We start from the raw sequence: 17,672 nt of genomic DNA, 5'->3' as shown, positions 1-17,672 counted from the left end.
TAATGAAAATTACGCAGGCTTTTTATTAGCATCGTTATTTTCTAGCTGAACGGAAGCAACATTTCGGCACCTTCGCAGTAACAGTGCTTGTCGCAAACAGGGCAGTCGTAACCTTCGTAGATTGATGCGTGCTGCCATTTGTTCGAATGTTTTTTGATAAGAACACCGCCATTTTTGGAAAAATAGTTAAACGCACTATTGCCTGGGCTAGCCAGCCATATATGAGCCAGCCCTGCAACGGCACCCTGCATTGATGCGCTTTCAATCGATTTAGCCAACAGCTTGCTTCCAATCCCTAAGCCTTGTTTACTTGGCGCAACCGTATTGCATTTAAAATAACAAACTTTGTCTTTGTGGACGGTCCAAAGGTTTGTTGAACACCATTTATCTGGCGTCCATTGAGTATGGGCAAAGGTAAGTCTGAATCCCACGACTACGCCATCGTGCAACGCCAGCCAGCTAGCATTAACGTTATTATGAAAGCTGCGAGTGTAATAATCAGTCATTAGCTCGGGGGTTAAATAGTTATCCCCATGGACGTAATTTCCCAGTGTAATTACATTCTCAAAGTACTGAGGGGCTAGCTGAACATAGTGTAAGTCATGTGGAGAGAAGATATTTCGAGCCAATTCTTCTCGAGATACGTTATTTAGGGGCCTGTTGCTGTGTGTTTCTGCGCTTTTATGTGCGTCTTTAGGGGTAGTATTGTGCATCAGTCATCCTTCATACCGTCTAAATGAACGTCAAGGGCTTCAACAGAAATCAAGATTTCTCGAACAGACATCCAGAGTGAATAAAGTAATGACACTAAGCTTGCAGCAAATATCCAATTACCTACTTTTTGATAAGTAAGGTAAATGGCAAGCATAGAAACCACGCATAAAAAGAAGCTGCCTACGCCAGCTATTTGCATGCGTTTTATCAATGAAATGCGTTGGCGTAGATTAGTGATCTGTGCGACCGTATTGTCGTTGCGCTCTTCTTTAGCAAAGTTCCTAATTATGGTCGCAAGCGTAAGAAATCTGTTGGTGTAGGCCAGTAACAGTAACGAAATAGCAGGGAACAACATGGCGGGAGTAGCAATATCTATTTGCATTTGGTTTTCTTAAGGTTGCTTATATGAAAACGTGTAATGAGAAAAAGTGTACCACACAGTTGTGCTGCTTCACACGGCTCTCGTTTTGCTATAATTAGAAACCGGATGGGGCGTAGCTAGGTGTTAGCGCCCTCGTTATGGTCAGATGGGAAATTTATTGAATAAATGGAGTTTTAGATAACGTGCTATTGTCATAAATTGCCCAGTTGCTACATTTTTTCAACAGCGTACCCAGCTTCATTCCAACCCAACATATCCCCTTCCAAATGCATTACGTCGGTAAAGTCGTGTTCTTGCAATACCTTCATGGCGAGTCTTGCTCGTCTACCAGAGTGACAATAAAGAATGATAGGCTTGTCTTTGTGTTCTTGCAATTCGCTTATGTATTCATCGATGCTTTTATGGGGAATGTTGATGGCACCAGGAATGTGTCCGTTGGCGTATTCTTCAGGTGAGCGAACGTCAATTAGCAGCCAGTCGTTGCTGGCTATTCTTTCTAGCAGAAAAGGAGAAGCTTCAATATCTCGATATGTGGTGGCTTTGGCTGTGAGTTGCAATGATAAAAACAGTGCAATGCCTACAGCAAGTAAGAAGCCTGTGACGACCAATCGCATGTTGGCTGTTCCCGTTGCGATAATTCAATTAATAATATACTACAAAAGTTTAATTAATACCGCTGCAAAGTCGTTTTAGTTCATCTGCAAGACGCAGCGAGAATCGGCTGGTTATGTCGGGGTTCACAGTAACTATTTCCGCATCTAAAAAGTCTGAATGAGGTTCCCAGAATGATGACAATGACGCTTTGCTTTCGTTACTTGCCGCAATAATTACATCAACCTGACGGATTAGCACTTCTGAAACGGATACTTGAGGGTAATCGATGGGGCTGTCATAAAATGCCGTCTGCGCGCCGCATACGTTCAGCAGTTTGTTTGGCCATGCTTTAGGGCCCACTGTCATCAGAGGTGTGGACCACGAGTAATAGAACACGTTTTTGGGCGTCTCCCTTGAATAAGCGTTTTTTAACGCCGCTATCTTCTCATTAAATGCTTCAGCCAGGGTTTTCGCTTTTAAACTAGTATGCGTTAGCGTACCTAAACGAATCAGTTCTGATGGGATATCGTCTATTTGCGTTATTGCGCTATCAAATACGTTAAGCCCTAAAGACGACAATTTTTGTATATCTTGTGGCTTATTTCCTCCATTCCACGCTAACACCAAATCGGGCTTAAAAGCGAGGATGGCGGCCATATCTGCGCCTTGGTAGTCAGCAACTCGAGGCAGCGCTTTCGCTGCCTCGGGGTAATCGCTGTAATCACTCACTGCCACAAGGTTAGGGCCTAACCCCAAACTGTACACCCATTCGGTGAGGTGTGGTGCCAGGCTAACTATTCGCAAGCTGTCTTTATTAGGAGCCTGTTGCCCCTCGTGTAATGCAGGGTTTTCTGCTTGATGATATTCAGTGTTGAAGCTGCTGGGTGAGCCCTTATTTTGCCCTTGTGGCAATAAGCCGGCGGCAACAGCTACGTTTGCCACAAATGAGCAACTCAAGATAGCGCTGCCTATTACACTTTTAGCTAGGGACAAACCACAAAAAGCAGAAGGGCGACAAGCAAAGCGAGAAAAAAGCCGAGAGAAAAGAGGCGGGCGTTGAATACGATGCTTTAGTGAAGTCATTAAATCTACATGCCTATAACAATGAGTAACAGTGTGGCTATCGCAGTTACACCAATCATGGCGCTGGTGATTGTTCTTTTAACATAAACCATGTTTGAGAATGTAACCTCGTGTTCTCCACCTACCCGAGGGTAGCGTATTTTTCTATTGGCATAAATGGCAGGCCCGCCCAGTTTGATATTATGTATACCGCCAAGGATTGCCAATAGCAGCGAGGTTTTATCCTTAGCAGAACAGCGTTTAACGGCTTTTAAACCGCGAATAGGTCTGCTGCTTATTAACGTGATGAGCGCGCCTAGTAAAGCGGGAGGAAGCACTAATACGCTAACGACTTTTTTTATGGGTTTAGCAAATAGCGCCATTTTGGGGTCTCGATAGTGCCACTGCCATGAGGTTAAAAGCAGCAGTCGATACACTAATGCGCCAATGGGCCCAAAGACGACATAGTAGAAAATAACGCCACAGAAGAGATAAAGAAACTTTAGCCATAGCGACTCTATAGCCGCTTTCGCAATACCTATATCAGTGAGCGTATCGCATTGACGCGCTGTGATGCTCGAGACTAACTCACGGGCTAGCGATTTTTTGTTTCTGCCCACAGTAGCCAACACTTTTTTGTACTGCTGACGCTGATAGCCGTAATCAAGCAGCACCACCATAATGACAGCATCAAAAAAAACAGGGTACTGTGCCATTGAAACTAAAATGGCGAGGCAAGCAACGAAAGGGCTAAGTAATACAATGGCTGCCAGTGTACCTGAAATGTAGTGCTGGCTGGGTGCAAACGATGAGGACGGTAACACTTTACGCCCCATCTGAGTTACCAAATAGCGCATAAGTGTTAGTGGGTGAGTACGCTGCGGCCATCGCCAAGAGGCGTCGATAGCGATGGCCAACCAAAGCATCAGTAGTGGTTGAAAATCAATGCCACTAATCAGTGAATTCATTGGTGTGGTACGTCTTCATTTTCGCTTAGACAATCAGTTATGCAAAGTTTTTTACCATTGCCATTACCAGCTGTGCAGAGTGCTTTGCTGCGGTCTCTAAATACTCTTTAAAACTCACTGACGAGGTTTTCCCGGCAATATCTGACAAAGAGCGAATAACAAGAAATGGCGTATTCAGCATGTAGCAAACCTGGCCGATTGCGGCCCCTTCCATCTCAACCGCTTTCATTTCTGGAAAGTCTTCTCTTAATTTTGCTACGGCTTCATCGCTACCAATAAATGCGTCGCCGGTGCAAATTAAGCCGCTGGTAGATTGTATTTCAGCAATGTGTGATGTGGCATTTTTGGCCGTTTCAATGAGCGCTTCATCACAGCGAAAGTCTTCTGGCATACCGGCGCATTGGCCAAGTTTGTAGCCAAAGTGGGTAAGATTGGCATCGTGATGAATAACGTGGCTAGCGATAACTACATCACCAATGTTTAAGTTTTTATCAAAACCACCCGCCGAGCCAGTGTTAACAACCGCATCGGGAGCGTACTGCTCAATGAGCACCGTCGTTGCGATCGCGGCTGCTACTTTACCTATGCCGCACTTCACTAAGATAACTTCAATGCCGCTGAGTGTGCCTTCGTAAAACGTTAAATGTTTCCACTTCGTTTCTTTCAAGTCGTCGAGTGACGCTTTAAGTAGCGCAACTTCTTCATCCATTGCACCTAAAATACCAATTCGTTTCATAATTGTACCGACAAGTTAACGTTTTAAAATGTGCTGTTGCACTGCTTTAACCGCAATATTATAAGCTGTTACGCAAGCAGTTATAAAAGCCGTTGTATTACTAATTGTATAAGGAATGTGGTGAAACTGACAGAAAAATGCCTTTGTTACCGTCACTCTGTGTAAGTATGAGCTGTAACAAAGGCAGGGGGAAGGGGGGAATTATCTATGCGGACTGGTATATATGATTAAGCAGCAGCAGGGCGGCTTGACCGAATAGGCCTTGTTGGGCGTTTCGTGGGCTCTGGATTCAGCGTAGGCTGTTGCGCCATTTTTTGCTGTAGACGACGATATAGCACAAGTTTGTTTTCAAGGCATTCTCGAATATCTTCAATACTGTAGCCCGACTTTACTTTAATGCGAACATGAGGAACTCCAGCAGCGTCCAAAGCACCAGTAACAAACCAATCTTTTTGGGTTTTGTAGCCCTCTTTACCTTGGTTGTGTACTAGGTCGATGGCTAACACTGGGCTCATGGTATCTTTTTCTACAAGCACAAAATCCAGTTGACGACTTGATGCGCGTGAGAGGGCTTGTGATGCCGTTTTCTTTTTTGTCGATTGACGAACGGCAACCATGTCGTTTAAACGGACGCGACACATCACTCTGAATTCTCGGCCCATCGCTTGTTCAATTAACGTCAAAAATGAGTATTCCACTTGGGTAAACAGCTGTGGCTTACGTCGAAATGGAAATGCCATTCCTCCATCAGACAATTTTATGGCGCCTAGAGCAACGACAATAAGTAACATCATCAAAATAATTGCCAATTCCATCTTTATCCTCACATATATCAATCAATAGTAGCGTCAAAAAGGTGACGCGTAATCAAGCTAGACCTTTGGTAAGGAAGATATTGCAAAGCAGATGCCAAGAATTGCTGTTTGGGTAATGAAGAGTTACGGGGGTGTAAATAAAGAGTGTTCTGACTTTTTATAGCAAAGTTTCTTCTAGCGCTGCTGCGGCATCTAATAACGCTCCCTCATTGCCAGGGGCTGATGCGAGCATTATGCCTGGAACTAAGCCGGTTTTTGGATCGCTAAAACCACGAGCCGGCACCGTAATGCCAGAAAGGTCAAGCATGTTAACGAGTGTGTGGGCTGTGATCTGTTTATTGAGTCCAGGTTTCATTAAGGTTGCACGGTTCATAGCACCGTGCTTTGGCGCGAGCATGCCTATTGTGGGCAAGCATAGTAATGCATCACGGCCTAATAACGTTCGATAGTGTTTTCGTGCATGTTCATAGGTTGCAATGATGCCGGTCAAAGTGCTTTGATTACGAGGGCGATATAGGCCATTGATAAGCGATAGCCAAAGAAAAAAGCCAGGTTGTACTGTGGGTCTTCCAGTCATTTGACGCAGTGTTTCATTGATAATTGAAAATGGTTTTCCGTCAACAGAAAGCCAGTCTTTCCATACAGAGACCATTTCTCCGGTTACCAATTTAGGCACGTTCATAAATAGTGTTTTGATATCATCAAGCACAGGTTCGTGCTTTACCATTCCCGCTGTTTGCAACCCCTCTAATGCGGCTCGATAGGCCGAATCTATGCATTCGTCTTTTGCTTCGAAGGGGTAATTCTTTGGAGCGATGAGCTTTAGTCCACTAATAGTTGCGGGTAACGCTGGTGGTTCATTGGCTATTACCGAATACGCTAGGCGGGCATCTCGAACGCTTCTAGTAATTGGGCCTATTCCATTGAATGTTTCAAAGTACGGACCCGACTCGGGGTACACCGAACTTTTGTTAACGGCAGCTGAGTGAGGCCTAAAACCCACTAAGCCACAAAACGCAGCCGGAATTCGTATAGAGCCTAAAATGTCTGTTCCAAATCCTATCGGCGATACACCACTAGCTACCAGTGCGCCTTCGCCTCCAGTTGACCCACCCGGCACACGCGTTTGATCTTTTGGATGATTGCTGCGGCCAAAGCGCAAATTACTTGTTTCCGCGGTCATCACAAATTCGGGAATATTGCTCCGCGCGATAACAATAGCGCCTGCTGATTTGAGTCGTTCTACTACTGGAGCGTCTTCTTTGCATTGGATAGCCGGCATACGAACACTACCAACAGTAACTTGCTCTTTAGCCAGTGCATAGGTTTCCTTCAAGGTGATTGGTAGGCCTGATAAAGGCCCAGCAATTGGATTTTCAGCCGCCGCTAATGCTTGCTCAGTGAACACCTGGGTTGCGGCATTTAAATGTGGGTTTACTAGATGGAGTCTGTCTAAGCTGGCTTGTACTAGCTGTTTACTGGAAAGCTCTCCGGTGCGCATCTGCTCTAGCATTGCGGTGGCATCGGGCATGTCGTGGAGAGTGAAATCTGGCAATTTACAATTCTCTCTTTGATTTGGCTTGTTACTTAGCCGCCACCAAAATATCTACCTGAGCACCTGCATTATCGGGTGATACGACAATTTTTGTATTTCGCTCTTTAGATGTAATCAACGTGCGCTGATTGATTGCTGGATGCGTTTTAAATAAGGGGAAGCGCTCTTTATAAAAGCTCACTACCTGGGAAGGCGTAAGCGCGGTGTGGTACACCATAGCTGCGGGAGTTTCGCTCTCAAATTGCTGACATTGAGTGGCGTCTGAGGATAGTACTATAGAATGAAACTCGTTCGGACATGGGGTTGTGTTTGGTTTACCAAGGGTTTCAGTTTTCTGTGCAGTTTTTTGCACCTTCTCTTGCTCAGTGGCTATTGTGTCAGCATGCACCGATGCGCTTCCTAGCAAGAGCGCAGCGCAAGCGATGGCGTTTTTAAAAACTGGATATTGAATGAGAGTTCGCTTGTTCACCAATGGCTGAGAAGACAAAAGTGCAAACGACAAAAGCTCGATGAAGCGGCGCTTGGCATATGAGACGTGCGCAATAAAACGGTGTGCTGAGCTTTTTATTTTCATGATATTACATATTCTCTTTATTTTTTACAGAGGGAGGCTTGTCGTGTGTTTGCACTCATAAAACAATTAGTTTTAGGCTCGTCTACGCCAGCTCATACACAACAGCTTGTTTGTGCCAGCTTATGTATACCACTTATTTTATGCAAAAGAATGTAGGGTTAGCCCCACTTAAAAGATTACTACAAAAATAAGTTATAATGATAGTAAGAAGAATCACGAGGAAGTTCAACTTATCCTGTACGTACTCAGGTATAGGAAAATGGAAAAAGGTATAGGGGTTCTTTACATGTAGGGCTGTTGAATGCTGTGCAGTTCAATAAACCTAAGTGCAAACAAACACAATATCAGTCGCAGTAAAAATAAAAAAGGCCCAAATGCACAATGCATTCAGGCCTTTCATTGACTTATGAAGTATTACACACCCATAAAGTCCATTATGCCCTCAGCAGCTTTACGGCCCTCATCGATGGCAGTAACAACTAAGTCACTACCTCGAACCATATCACCACCGGCAAATATTTTCGGGTTAGACGTTTGATAAGCAAATTTACCTGCACGCGGAGCACGCACTCGGCCTTTTTCATCAAGCATAATGCCGTATTCGCCAAACCATGGCGCAGGACTTGGCTGGAAACCAAAGGCGATAATAACCACGTCTGCTTCAAGAACGTGCTCTGAACCTTCTACCTCGATAGGGCGACGACGACCGTTTGAGTCTGGTGGGCCCATTTCAGTTTTAACCAGCTTAACGCCTACCGCATTGCCGTTGTCGTCTACGGCAATATCCAGTGGCTGAAGGTTAAACCTAAACTCAACGCCTTCTTCTTTGGCATTAACCACTTCGCGACGTGAACCAGGCATGCTTTCTTCATCACGACGATAGGCACAGGTTACGCTTTTAGCGCCTTGACGAATAGACGTACGCAGGCAGTCCATCGTGGTATCACCACCGCCAAGCACTACAACGCGTTTGTCTTTCATATCGATAAAGTCAGCGGGGTCTTTTTCTAACCCCATTACGCGGTTGGTGTTGGCAATCAAAAACGGCAGTGCTTCATGAACACCGTGTACGTGTTCATTGTCAAAACCACCCTGCATCGATTTGTACGTCCCCATTCCTAAAAATACGGCATCGTACTTATTCAGCAGCTCGTCGAACCCAACGTCTTTACCAATTTCGGTGTTAAGTACAAACTCAATACCCATATCTGAAAAGATTTGGCGACGCAGTTTAATCACGTCTTTTTCAAGTTTGAAAGAAGGGATACCAAAGGTCAGAAGGCCACCAATTTCTTCGTACTTATCGTACACTACCGGCTTAACCCCGTTTCTGATAAGAATATCAGCACACGCTAGGCCAGCAGGACCGGCTCCAACAATAGCCACTTTCTTATCTGTCCACTCAACATCGGACATGTCCGGACGCCAGCCCATTTCGAAGGCTTTGTCGGTAATGTATTTCTCAATACTACCGATAGTAACAGCGCCAAAATCGTCGTTGAGCGTACATGCACCTTCACACAGTCTGTCCTGTGGGCACACTCGCCCGCACACTTCAGGCAAGCTATTGGTTTTATGTGAAAGTTCAGCGGCTTCAATAATTCTGCCTTCGTTAGCCAAATCTAACCATTGAGGAATGTAGTTGTGCACAGGGCACTTCCATTCGCAGTATGGGTTACCGCAGTCCAGGCAGCGATCTGCCTGGCCTTCGGTTTGAGACTGGCTTAGCGGCTGATAAATTTCCGCAAACTCTTCCTTACGCACCATGATCGGCTTTTTAGGCGGATCGATACGTTCAACATCGACAAACTGATATACGTTCTTTGCCATTAAGTAAATCCTCCTATTGAGCCTGAATGCGCAGTTCAGCGCTTGAACGACTGATGTGACCAAGCAAGTTTTTCACATCACTGGTTTTAGGCTTAATAAGTTTGAAGCGTGCTAGCGTTGCACTGAAGTCAGTAAGCAGGGACAAAGAATGTTCGCTGCCTGTTTCTTCGTAATGCTGATTGATAAGACCACGTAAATGTTCAACAAGAATGGCTTTGTCACCAATTGGCATGATATCTACCAAGTCAGCATTAACACGGTTGTCAAGGTCATCGCCATCGTCCATTATATAAGCGAAGCCACCTGTCATACCTGCGCCAAAGTTTACGCCCACTGGACCAAGCACAGCAACGATACCACCGGTCATGTATTCACAACCATTATCACCAATACCTTCAACAACGGCTATCGCGCCAGAGTTGCGAACGCCAAAGCGCTCACCTGCACGGCCAGCAGCAAATAACTTACCACCGGTTGCGCCATACAAACAGGTATTCCCCATTATTGCGCTTTCGTGTGCATTGAACTTGATGTTTTTCGTTGGGTGTATAACTAGCTTACCGCCAGTCATGCCCTTACCTACGTAATCGTTAGCGTCGCCCTCTAAGTGCATGTGTAAGCCACCTGCATTCCACACGCCAAAACTTTGGCCCGCAGTACCGGTAAGCTCAACTTTAATAGGAGTATCTTCAAAGTCTTGATTGCCGTGATGCTTAGCAATTTCACCTGAAAGCAGGGCACCTACCGAACGATCTGTGTTACGAATAGGGTACTTCAGCGTAATTGATTTGCCATTCACTACGGCGCTTTTTGCATCGGCAAGCATCTTAGCGTTTAGCTCGCCCTTATCCATTGGCGCATTGGTCGTTTGCGAACAGAATAGACGAGTGTGCTCACCAGCAATGGGCTGCGCCAATAGCGGTGATAAATCAAGACGGTTTTGCTTCGCAGTAATACCATCAAGTACTTTAAGAAGCTCCGTACGACCTACTAAATCGTCGAACTTGCTAACACCAATGGACGCCATGATCTCGCGCACCTCTTGAGCAATAAACTTAAAGTAGTTCATTACCATGTCGGGAAGGCCGATAAAGTGGTCGTCACGAAGTTTCTGATCTTGGGTTGCCACACCGGTGGCGCAGTTGTTTAGGTGGCAAATTCGAAGGTATTTACAGCCTAGCGCTACCATTGGACCAGTACCAAAGCCGAAGCTCTCAGCACCTAAAATACCTGCTTTAACCACGTCTAAACCGGTTTTCAAACCACCGTCAGTCTGCACGCGCACTTTATGGCGTAAGCCGTTTTCAATAAGTGCTTGCTGTGTTTCAGAAAGACCAAGCTCAAACGGGCTACCAGCGTATTTCACCGAAGTCAGCGGGCTTGCACCTGTTCCACCGTCGTAACCAGAAATGGTAATAAGATCGGCATAAGCCTTTGCCACACCGGTTGCGATAGTACCTACACCCGGTTCAGATACCAGCTTCACCGAAATTAACGCTGTAGGGTTTACCTGTTTTAAATCGAAAATAAGCTGGGCTAAATCTTCAATAGAATAAATGTCGTGATGAGGTGGTGGAGAAATAAGCGTTACACCCGGTACAGAGAAGCGCAGCTGCGCAATGTACTTGTTAACCTTATCGCCCGGTAACTGACCACCTTCACCTGGCTTGGCGCCCTGGGCAACCTTAATTTGTATTACGTTGGCATTGACTAAGTAATGGGGCGTTACACCAAAGCGACCAGAAGCAACTTGTTTAATTTTTGAGTTCTTTTCTGTACCGAAACGAGATGGATGTTCACCACCTTCACCCGAGTTAGACTGACCGCCTAAGCGGTTCATTGCAATAGCAAGGGCTTCGTGGGCTTCAGGACTTAGTGCCCCAATTGACATAGCCGCAGTGTCGAAGCGCGGGAAAAGATTTTCCGGCCCTTCTACATCGCTTATATCAATAGGATCGCATTCTGGGTTTAGCGCAAGCAGGTCGCGAATGTGCGATGGCGCACGCTCGTTAACTAGCTTAGCGTATTCCTGATAGTCGGTGTATTCACCCGATACTACCGCTTTTTGCAGTGTGCTAACCACGTCTGGGTTGTACGCATGGTACTCGCCATCGTGTACATATTTCAGTAAACCACCATGAGAAACAGGTTTGCGTTTTAACCACGCAATACGGTTTAAGTTGATGTGGTCTTGATGGAAATCATCGAAACCTGCACCCTGAATACGCGAGGTAACTCCTTTGAAACAAAGCTGCATCACCTCGTTGTTAATACCAATGGCTTCAAACAACTTTGAGCTTCGGTAGCTTGCCACTGTGCTAATGCCCATTTTAGACATTATTTTATATAAGCCCTTATTGATACCTTTTCGGTAGTTCAATGTTGCTTGCATGGGCGAAATGTCGAGCTCGCCTTTTTCGCACAATTGCTCGATGGTTTCATATGCAAGGAACGGATAAACCGCAGTTGCACCTAAACCAATAAGCACGGCAAAGTGATGTGGGTCACGCGCACTTGCGGTTTCTACCACAACGTTTGCATCGCATCGCAGCGACTTTTCAACCAAGCGTTTTTGCACTGCGCCTACTGCCATTGCCGCAGGAATTACTAAACGATTCTTCTTGATGTTCCGATCTGACAAGATTACAAACGCTGCGCGTTTGTTTTTAACCAGCATCTCGACTTCGTTGCACACGCGTTCCACGGCTTTTTTCAAGCCTTCTTGCGGAAGGTACTGAAGTTCAATTACCTCAGAGTAATAGTTATCAGGGTTAAATTCCCGAAGCTGTTTAAGGTCGGTGTAGACTAATATGGGCGAGTCAAATAAGACGCGATCAGCGTAACCAGAGGTTTCGCTAAATACATTTTGCTCTCGACCAATACAGGTTGCCAACGACATCACGTGATTCTCACGCAATGGATCGATGGGTGGGTTTGTCACCTGTGCAAATTGCTGACGGAAGTAATCGTAAATGGTGCGCTGACGAGATGACATAACCGCCATTGGCGTATCGTCACCCATCGAGCCAACCGCTTCTTGACCGTCTTTTGCCAATACTTTTATGACTTGCTGAATTTCTTCGTAGCTGTATGCATGAAGTTTGTGATAAACCGCCATTGCATCGTCGTCAAACACGCGTTTACCGATAAGCGATGCATCTAGTGCTTCGATAGGCGTTAGGCGTCGAATGTGCTTTTGCAGCCATTCTTTGTAAGGATGTCTCGCTTTTAGCTCGTCGTCAATTTCGGTAGACCGCCAGATTTTGCCCGTGTACGTGTCTACTGCAAGCATTTCGCCTGGACCTACACGCCCTTTTTCAATGACGTCGGCTTCTTGATAATCCCAAATGCCCACTTCTGAGGCTAACGTAATAAAACCATTTTTGGTAATGACGTAGCGCGCTGGACGTAAGCCATTCCTATCGAGGTTACATGCAACGTGGCGACCGTTGGTTAACACGATACCCGCTGGACCGTCCCAAGGCTCCATGTGCATGGAGTTAAACTCGTAGAATGCACGAAGGTCATCGTCCATTGTTTTGTTATTTTGATAGGCTGGCGGCACTAATAAACGCATGGCACGGAACAAGTCCATACCACCTGCTAGGAACAGCTCAAGCATGTTATCCAGTGATGAAGAGTCAGAACCTTCTGTATTGACAAACGGGGCTGCGTCTTTCAAGTCTGGAATAAGCGGTGTTGAGAATTTTGCCGCTCTTGCCATTGCCCAATCGCGGTTGCCTTTAATCGTGTTAATTTCGCCATTGTGAGCAAGAAAGCGAAACGGCTGGGCAAGCGGCCATCGAGGTAATGTATTCGTTGAGAAACGCTGATGGAACACGCAAATGGCGCTTTTCATGCGCTCGTCTGCAAGGTCGAGATAAAAGGTGGGTAAGTCTTTCGGCATTACCAAACCTTTATAAATAGTGACTAAACCTGATAGACACGCCACGTAAAAATTTGGGTCGTCTTCTAGGCGTTTTTCAGCACGTCGTCTGATCATATAAAGACGACGTTCTAGGTCGCGCTTTCTCCATCCAGCTGGGGCATTGACAAATACTTGCTCTATTTGCGGAACACCAGTGAGGGCAAGCTCGCCAAGTACTGATTTATCAACAGGCACCTCTCGCCATCCAACAACAGAAAGCGTTTCTTTCTCTAACTCTTCGTTGAGTACTTCACGTGCAGCTTGGGCAAGTACAGGATCCTGATTTAAAAAAATCATCCCTACACCGTATTTTTTACCCAGCTTCCAACCATTTTCGTCGGCAATTGCATGGAAGAAGGCGTCTGGCTTTTGTAGTAATAAACCACAGCCATCACCGGTTTTCCCATCGGCGGCGATACCGCCTCGATGTTGCATTCGGTCTAGACCGTGGATTGCAGTGGATACCAATTCGTGACTGGCTTCTCCGTGAGTGTGGGCTATTAAGCCAAACCCACAATTATCCCGGGAATCGTTGGGATTGTATAAACTCATCTATTAACTCCTTCAACCTTATTGACTGGGCAAGGTATGCGTTGCGTGCAGATGCGCCTAGGTGTGCGTATCGAAACATAATTAGACATCTTTTTGCGCTTGGGCCATCTAGCTCAGCGCATGCGTCTTTCTTGTCGTTTTTATTATTAGAGGATTCCAGCCGTTCCGCATTTTTATGCATTTACGCAATGCGGGTCGTACAAAATACCCACATTGAAAACTAAAATCAAACGCAAAAAAAGCCTCATTCCTCATGAATTAGTCTAATATTTAAAAAGTTGATAAAATTCAATGCTATAAAAACTTGATTTTAGGTTTGTAACAATAATGTTATAAAAATATAGCGTAGGAAAACAAATCTGCTCGAGATGATAATACTTCTCATTTGCTATTCAGCTATGAATAAATATTCATTGGTGTGGGTTTTTTATCCAGTCAAGGGCTGGTTTTTGTATTTTTATCTACTTGTAAATAAACCATTCCACTCATAATCGTCAGTTATGATGTTAACCTCCGAGGGAGCGAAAAATATGTAGTGTTGTCGTTTGTCATTAATGAATATCCAGCTGTTTTCATCACCGGATCCGTTACCCTAGTCACCCATATGAGCAATACAGGTGAGTAGTCAATTAGCGTCGGGACAAGTAGTAAAGATATAAGAGCATACGGGTAAATGCTTCCGTGTGCTTGTTGCTAATTCATACTCAAAAATGTAATGAGCATTAGCGTGCATTGGTTAGTGGATTCCAGAACGCCGGAAAGACTGATAGGATAGGGCAAAATGGTTACAGACTAGACGTACATGCATTCAGACTCTCCTAACGATTCATGGGCCATTCGCTTTGCCCAATTTGTGCAGCGATTTGGCACACTAAAACTAAGCATATTATTCGTTGTATCCTCACTGGTATTTACTCTTGGTGGCTCCTATGTCATACGCGTTAGCTTAGGTAGTCAGGTGCAGCCTGACGACTTTATCAGCGCAGTAATTCTAACAATGTTATCAGCACCTTGGGTATTGTACTTTTTTAGTGAGCTGATTAAGCAACTCGAAAACTCCCGAACAAACTTAAAGGAGGTGGTGAGTCAACTAGAGAGCCTGCGCGAGGAAGATGTGTTTCTGAATCGCGAGTTGCAAAGCAATATTCGACAGCTTAATCACGAAATTGAGCAGCGAAAAATTGCCCAGGAAGAACGAGAGGGGTTGTTTAAAGACTTAGAGCAAGAAATTAAAAATAAGTCTGAGCAAGAATCTCAGGCACGCAGGCTGTCTACCCTATTGCGCTCTATCATCGATGCCTCTCCCGATCTTATCTATTACCGCAACGAAGAGGGGCAGTTTGCAGGCTGTAATCGTATTGCAGAGCTAATGACGGGGAAAACTGAACTTGAGCTACTTGGGTTAACCCCAGAAGATGTGTACGAAGAAGAGCTGGCACAACAAATTGTGGCCAGTGATAACGAAGTACTTGAGACAAACGCTAGCATTACCGAAGAGTTATGGCTTAAGTTCGCCGATGGCCGACGTCGCTACTTCGAAATGAAGCGAGTTCCGTTCTTCGATAAAGAAGGTAATCGACTTGGCTTGTTATCGTTTGGACGAGATATGACCGAGCGTAAACAAGCGGAAAATGCTGCGGCAAAAGCCAACACAGACAAAACCCGCTTCATTGCCACCATCAGTCATGAGCTGCGTACGCCGCTAAACGGCATTGTGGGTTTAAGCCGCATGCTTCGCGATACTGAGCTTTCCGAAGAGCAGTTTAGTTGGGTGAGTACCATTTACGCCAGTGCCATTACTTTAGGTAATATATTTAACGATATTATCGATCTCGATAAGTTAGGCCGAGACAAACTAGAACTCAGCTTAAAAACCATATCGTTGAAAGATTTTACGGAAGAACTGAGCAGTATTATTCGCCTACTTGCAGGGGATAAACAACTTGAATTTAAAACCGCAATTAAAGACCCATTGCCTCGTTTGGTTGAAATAGACGGTACGCGATTGCGCCAGATATTGTGGAACATTCTTTTCAACGCGGTGAAGTTTACTCAAAAAGGCCACGTGAGTTTGTCGGTATCGGCTACCAAGCCAGAGAACGACAAAGCCTTTGTCACCTTTATTGTTGAAGACACCGGAGTGGGGATTCCAGAAAGCGAAATAGACAAAATTTTCGCGATGTACTATCAAGTTGATCATCCCGATCACCAGTCGGCAACAGGCACCGGCATTGGCTTGGCAATTTGTAAGCAAATGGTCGATTTGATGAGCGGTGAAATTAATGTGACCAGTAGTGTAGGTAAAGGGACTCGCTTTGAAATTATCTTGCCGGTGCAAATTTCAAACAGCCCAATGAAAGTGGCTGAGCTTGAAGTGACGGGGTTACATATTCTTCTGGTGGAAGATATAGAGCTCAATGTGATGGTAGCCAAAGCGCTGCTTGAAAAACTTGGTCAGCGTGTTGATGTAGCAATGACGGGTCAAGAAGCATTAGATAAAGCAAGAGAGACGCAATACGACCTAATTTTACTCGATATTCAGCTACCCGATATGACGGGGTTTGACGTGGCCAGCACGCTTATCGAAGAAGATTTAGTGATGCAAACCCCTATTGTTGCGCTAACCGCTAACGTCATTAAAAAGCGGGATGAATATTTAGAGAACGGCATGGACGATGTTATTGCTAAGCCAATCAAAAAATCTCGGGTTATTGAGGTATTTAACGACCTATTTCACGCGCCGCCAGCGCCGCTTGAAATAGAGGGTCGGGTAGAGCGAACGCAACCCAACAAAACATTAAGTAACATCTTAGATATGGACTTATTGGAGATGTTAGTGGATACCATAGGCGATGACATGGTTCGGGCGAGCGTGAAAGTTTTCCAAGAGAAAATGCCTGAATACATGGAAATACTGCAGCTGAGCTTAACCGCTGATGAAAAGTCTGAGGTGTGTTCTCAAGCCCATAAAATAAAAGGCGCTGCGGGGTCGGTTGGTTTAGCGAGAGTGCAGCGTATTGCGAATCAAATTCAGCAGGGCGATCACCCTACATGGTGGGAGAACGTACACGACTGGGTTGAAGAATTACAAATGGCAGTACAGCACGATATGAAAGGGCTGAACAGTTGGCTTAACGAACAGCAGTTTGACGACTAGTACATTGCTATGACTAGGTAGCATATCAGCTGCGTGGGCTTATTTGAGTAGGCTTAGTTGAGTGGGCATAGCTGTGTAGGCTTAACTGAGTGGTTCGATTAATGTGGTTGACTAATAGTAACTACTATAAATGAAGAGGGGGCTGATGCTCCCTTTTTATTCTTTTTGAATTACTGGTTGGGGCATTTGGCCGCTCTGGCAGTAACGCTATGAAGTGAACTTACCTCAATTTTTACAAGGATAAGGTGTATGTTTTCAGCGTCAAAGGCGGCAGATTTTTCAAACGAAACGCTTTCTCAGCAGAATTTACCCGCGTTAGATTTACTGGCCCTTACGCCGGTGTCGAAAAAGTATCGCACCATTAATTTAGGCGTATGTTCCACCGTCACTGTGCTTTTGCTTGGCGCGCTATCCGCAGCAAAATATCAACCTTGGTTTCGTGTGCCAGACGACCTTCACAATGCCTACCCCTATGCGTGCCTAGCCATTTTCACGTTGGGCTTTTTGTGGTTTACCTATCATTTTTTTGCTGACAAGAAGGTGAAGTTTGCTGTTAGAGAACAAGATGTCAGTAAGGAATCAGGTCTTTTCTTTCGGCAGTTATCTTGCCAGCCTATTCTTCGTGTACAGCATGTTGAGTTAAAGCGAGGTCCTTTAGACCGATTGGCTGGACTGGCCTCCTTACAGGTTTTTTCAGCTGGCGGTGAGATGCATACCTTTGAAATTCCTGGACTTGAAATTGATGAGGCCAACCAAATTAGGCAGTTTATTCTCGATCATAAAGATGTGAGTGCCCGATAGTGGA

General features: G+C 45.2%; 13 protein-coding genes. 2 read left to right on the top strand and 11 right to left on the bottom strand.

Features of this window, described 5'->3' with window-relative positions:
* Nucleotides 1–41: 41 nt before the first annotated feature.
* The 11 genes from ACOJR9_RS15160 to gltB all read right to left on the bottom strand — a co-directional run bounded on the left by ACOJR9_RS15160 (nt 42) and on the right by gltB (nt 13,710).
* The gene (locus tag ACOJR9_RS15160) at nt 42–713 is read right to left on the bottom strand and encodes a GNAT family N-acetyltransferase (RefSeq protein ID WP_420933758.1); all 672 of its coding nucleotides are present in this window, start codon (nt 711–713) and stop codon (nt 42–44) included.
* Nucleotides 713–1,096 (bottom strand): DUF2721 domain-containing protein, encoded by a 384-nt coding sequence (locus ACOJR9_RS15155; RefSeq protein WP_420933757.1) that lies wholly within the window; start codon nt 1,094–1,096, stop codon nt 713–715. Before ACOJR9_RS15155 ends, ACOJR9_RS15160 begins: the two co-directional genes overlap by 1 nt.
* 209 nt (nt 1,097–1,305) lie before the next feature.
* Nucleotides 1,306–1,710, bottom strand: a complete 405-nt coding sequence (locus ACOJR9_RS15150; protein ID WP_420933756.1) for a rhodanese-like domain-containing protein — start codon at nt 1,708–1,710, stop codon at nt 1,306–1,308.
* A gap of 49 nt (nt 1,711–1,759) precedes the next feature.
* Nucleotides 1,760–2,632, bottom strand: coding sequence for a cobalamin-binding protein (locus ACOJR9_RS15145; RefSeq protein WP_420933755.1), 873 nt, complete (start codon nt 2,630–2,632; stop codon nt 1,760–1,762).
* Nucleotides 2,633–2,778: 146 nt separating this feature from the next.
* Nucleotides 2,779–3,720: a cobalamin biosynthesis protein CobD/CbiB gene (locus ACOJR9_RS15140; RefSeq protein WP_420933754.1), complete on the bottom strand. Its 942-nt coding sequence runs from the start codon at nt 3,718–3,720 to the stop codon at nt 2,779–2,781.
* A gap of 37 nt (nt 3,721–3,757) precedes the next feature.
* Complete coding sequence (locus ACOJR9_RS15135; protein ID WP_032097369.1) at nt 3,758–4,456, bottom strand: 5'-methylthioadenosine/adenosylhomocysteine nucleosidase; 699 nt, start codon at nt 4,454–4,456, stop codon at nt 3,758–3,760.
* A gap of 227 nt (nt 4,457–4,683) precedes the next feature.
* Nucleotides 4,684–5,271 carry a DUF2726 domain-containing protein gene (locus tag ACOJR9_RS15130; RefSeq protein ID WP_420933753.1) on the bottom strand — a complete coding sequence of 196 codons (588 nt, stop codon included), beginning with the start codon at nt 5,269–5,271 and terminating at the stop codon, nt 4,684–4,686.
* Between the two features lie 157 nt (nt 5,272–5,428).
* Nucleotides 5,429–6,826 (bottom strand): amidase, encoded by a 1,398-nt coding sequence (locus ACOJR9_RS15125; protein ID WP_420933752.1) that lies wholly within the window; start codon nt 6,824–6,826, stop codon nt 5,429–5,431.
* A gap of 28 nt (nt 6,827–6,854) precedes the next feature.
* Nucleotides 6,855–7,400 (bottom strand): hypothetical protein, encoded by a 546-nt coding sequence (locus ACOJR9_RS15120; RefSeq protein ID WP_420933751.1) that lies wholly within the window; start codon nt 7,398–7,400, stop codon nt 6,855–6,857.
* Nucleotides 7,401–7,814: 414 nt separating this feature from the next.
* Nucleotides 7,815–9,230 carry an FAD-dependent oxidoreductase gene (locus tag ACOJR9_RS15115; protein WP_420933750.1) on the bottom strand — a complete coding sequence of 472 codons (1,416 nt, stop codon included), beginning with the start codon at nt 9,228–9,230 and terminating at the stop codon, nt 7,815–7,817.
* Between the two features lie 13 nt (nt 9,231–9,243).
* Nucleotides 9,244–13,710 (bottom strand): glutamate synthase large subunit, encoded by a 4,467-nt coding sequence (gene gltB, locus ACOJR9_RS15110; RefSeq protein WP_420933749.1) that lies wholly within the window; start codon nt 13,708–13,710, stop codon nt 9,244–9,246.
* Nucleotides 13,711–14,512: 802 nt separating this feature from the next.
* Here gltB and arcB point away from each other — a divergent pair.
* Together arcB and ACOJR9_RS15100 are read left to right on the top strand one after the other, a co-directional pair.
* Nucleotides 14,513–16,867, top strand: a complete 2,355-nt coding sequence (arcB, locus tag ACOJR9_RS15105) for an aerobic respiration two-component sensor histidine kinase ArcB (protein ID WP_420933748.1) — start codon at nt 14,513–14,515, stop codon at nt 16,865–16,867.
* A gap of 249 nt (nt 16,868–17,116) precedes the next feature.
* Nucleotides 17,117–17,668 carry a PH domain-containing protein gene (locus ACOJR9_RS15100; protein ID WP_420933747.1) on the top strand — a complete coding sequence of 184 codons (552 nt, stop codon included), beginning with the start codon at nt 17,117–17,119 and terminating at the stop codon, nt 17,666–17,668.
* Nucleotides 17,669–17,672 lie beyond the last annotated feature (4 nt).

This window comes from Alteromonas ulvae (assembly GCF_048987005.1).
Classification (GTDB): Bacteria; Pseudomonadota; Gammaproteobacteria; order Enterobacterales; family Alteromonadaceae; genus Alteromonas.
This window is presented reverse-complemented; position numbering and strand designations above follow the sequence as displayed.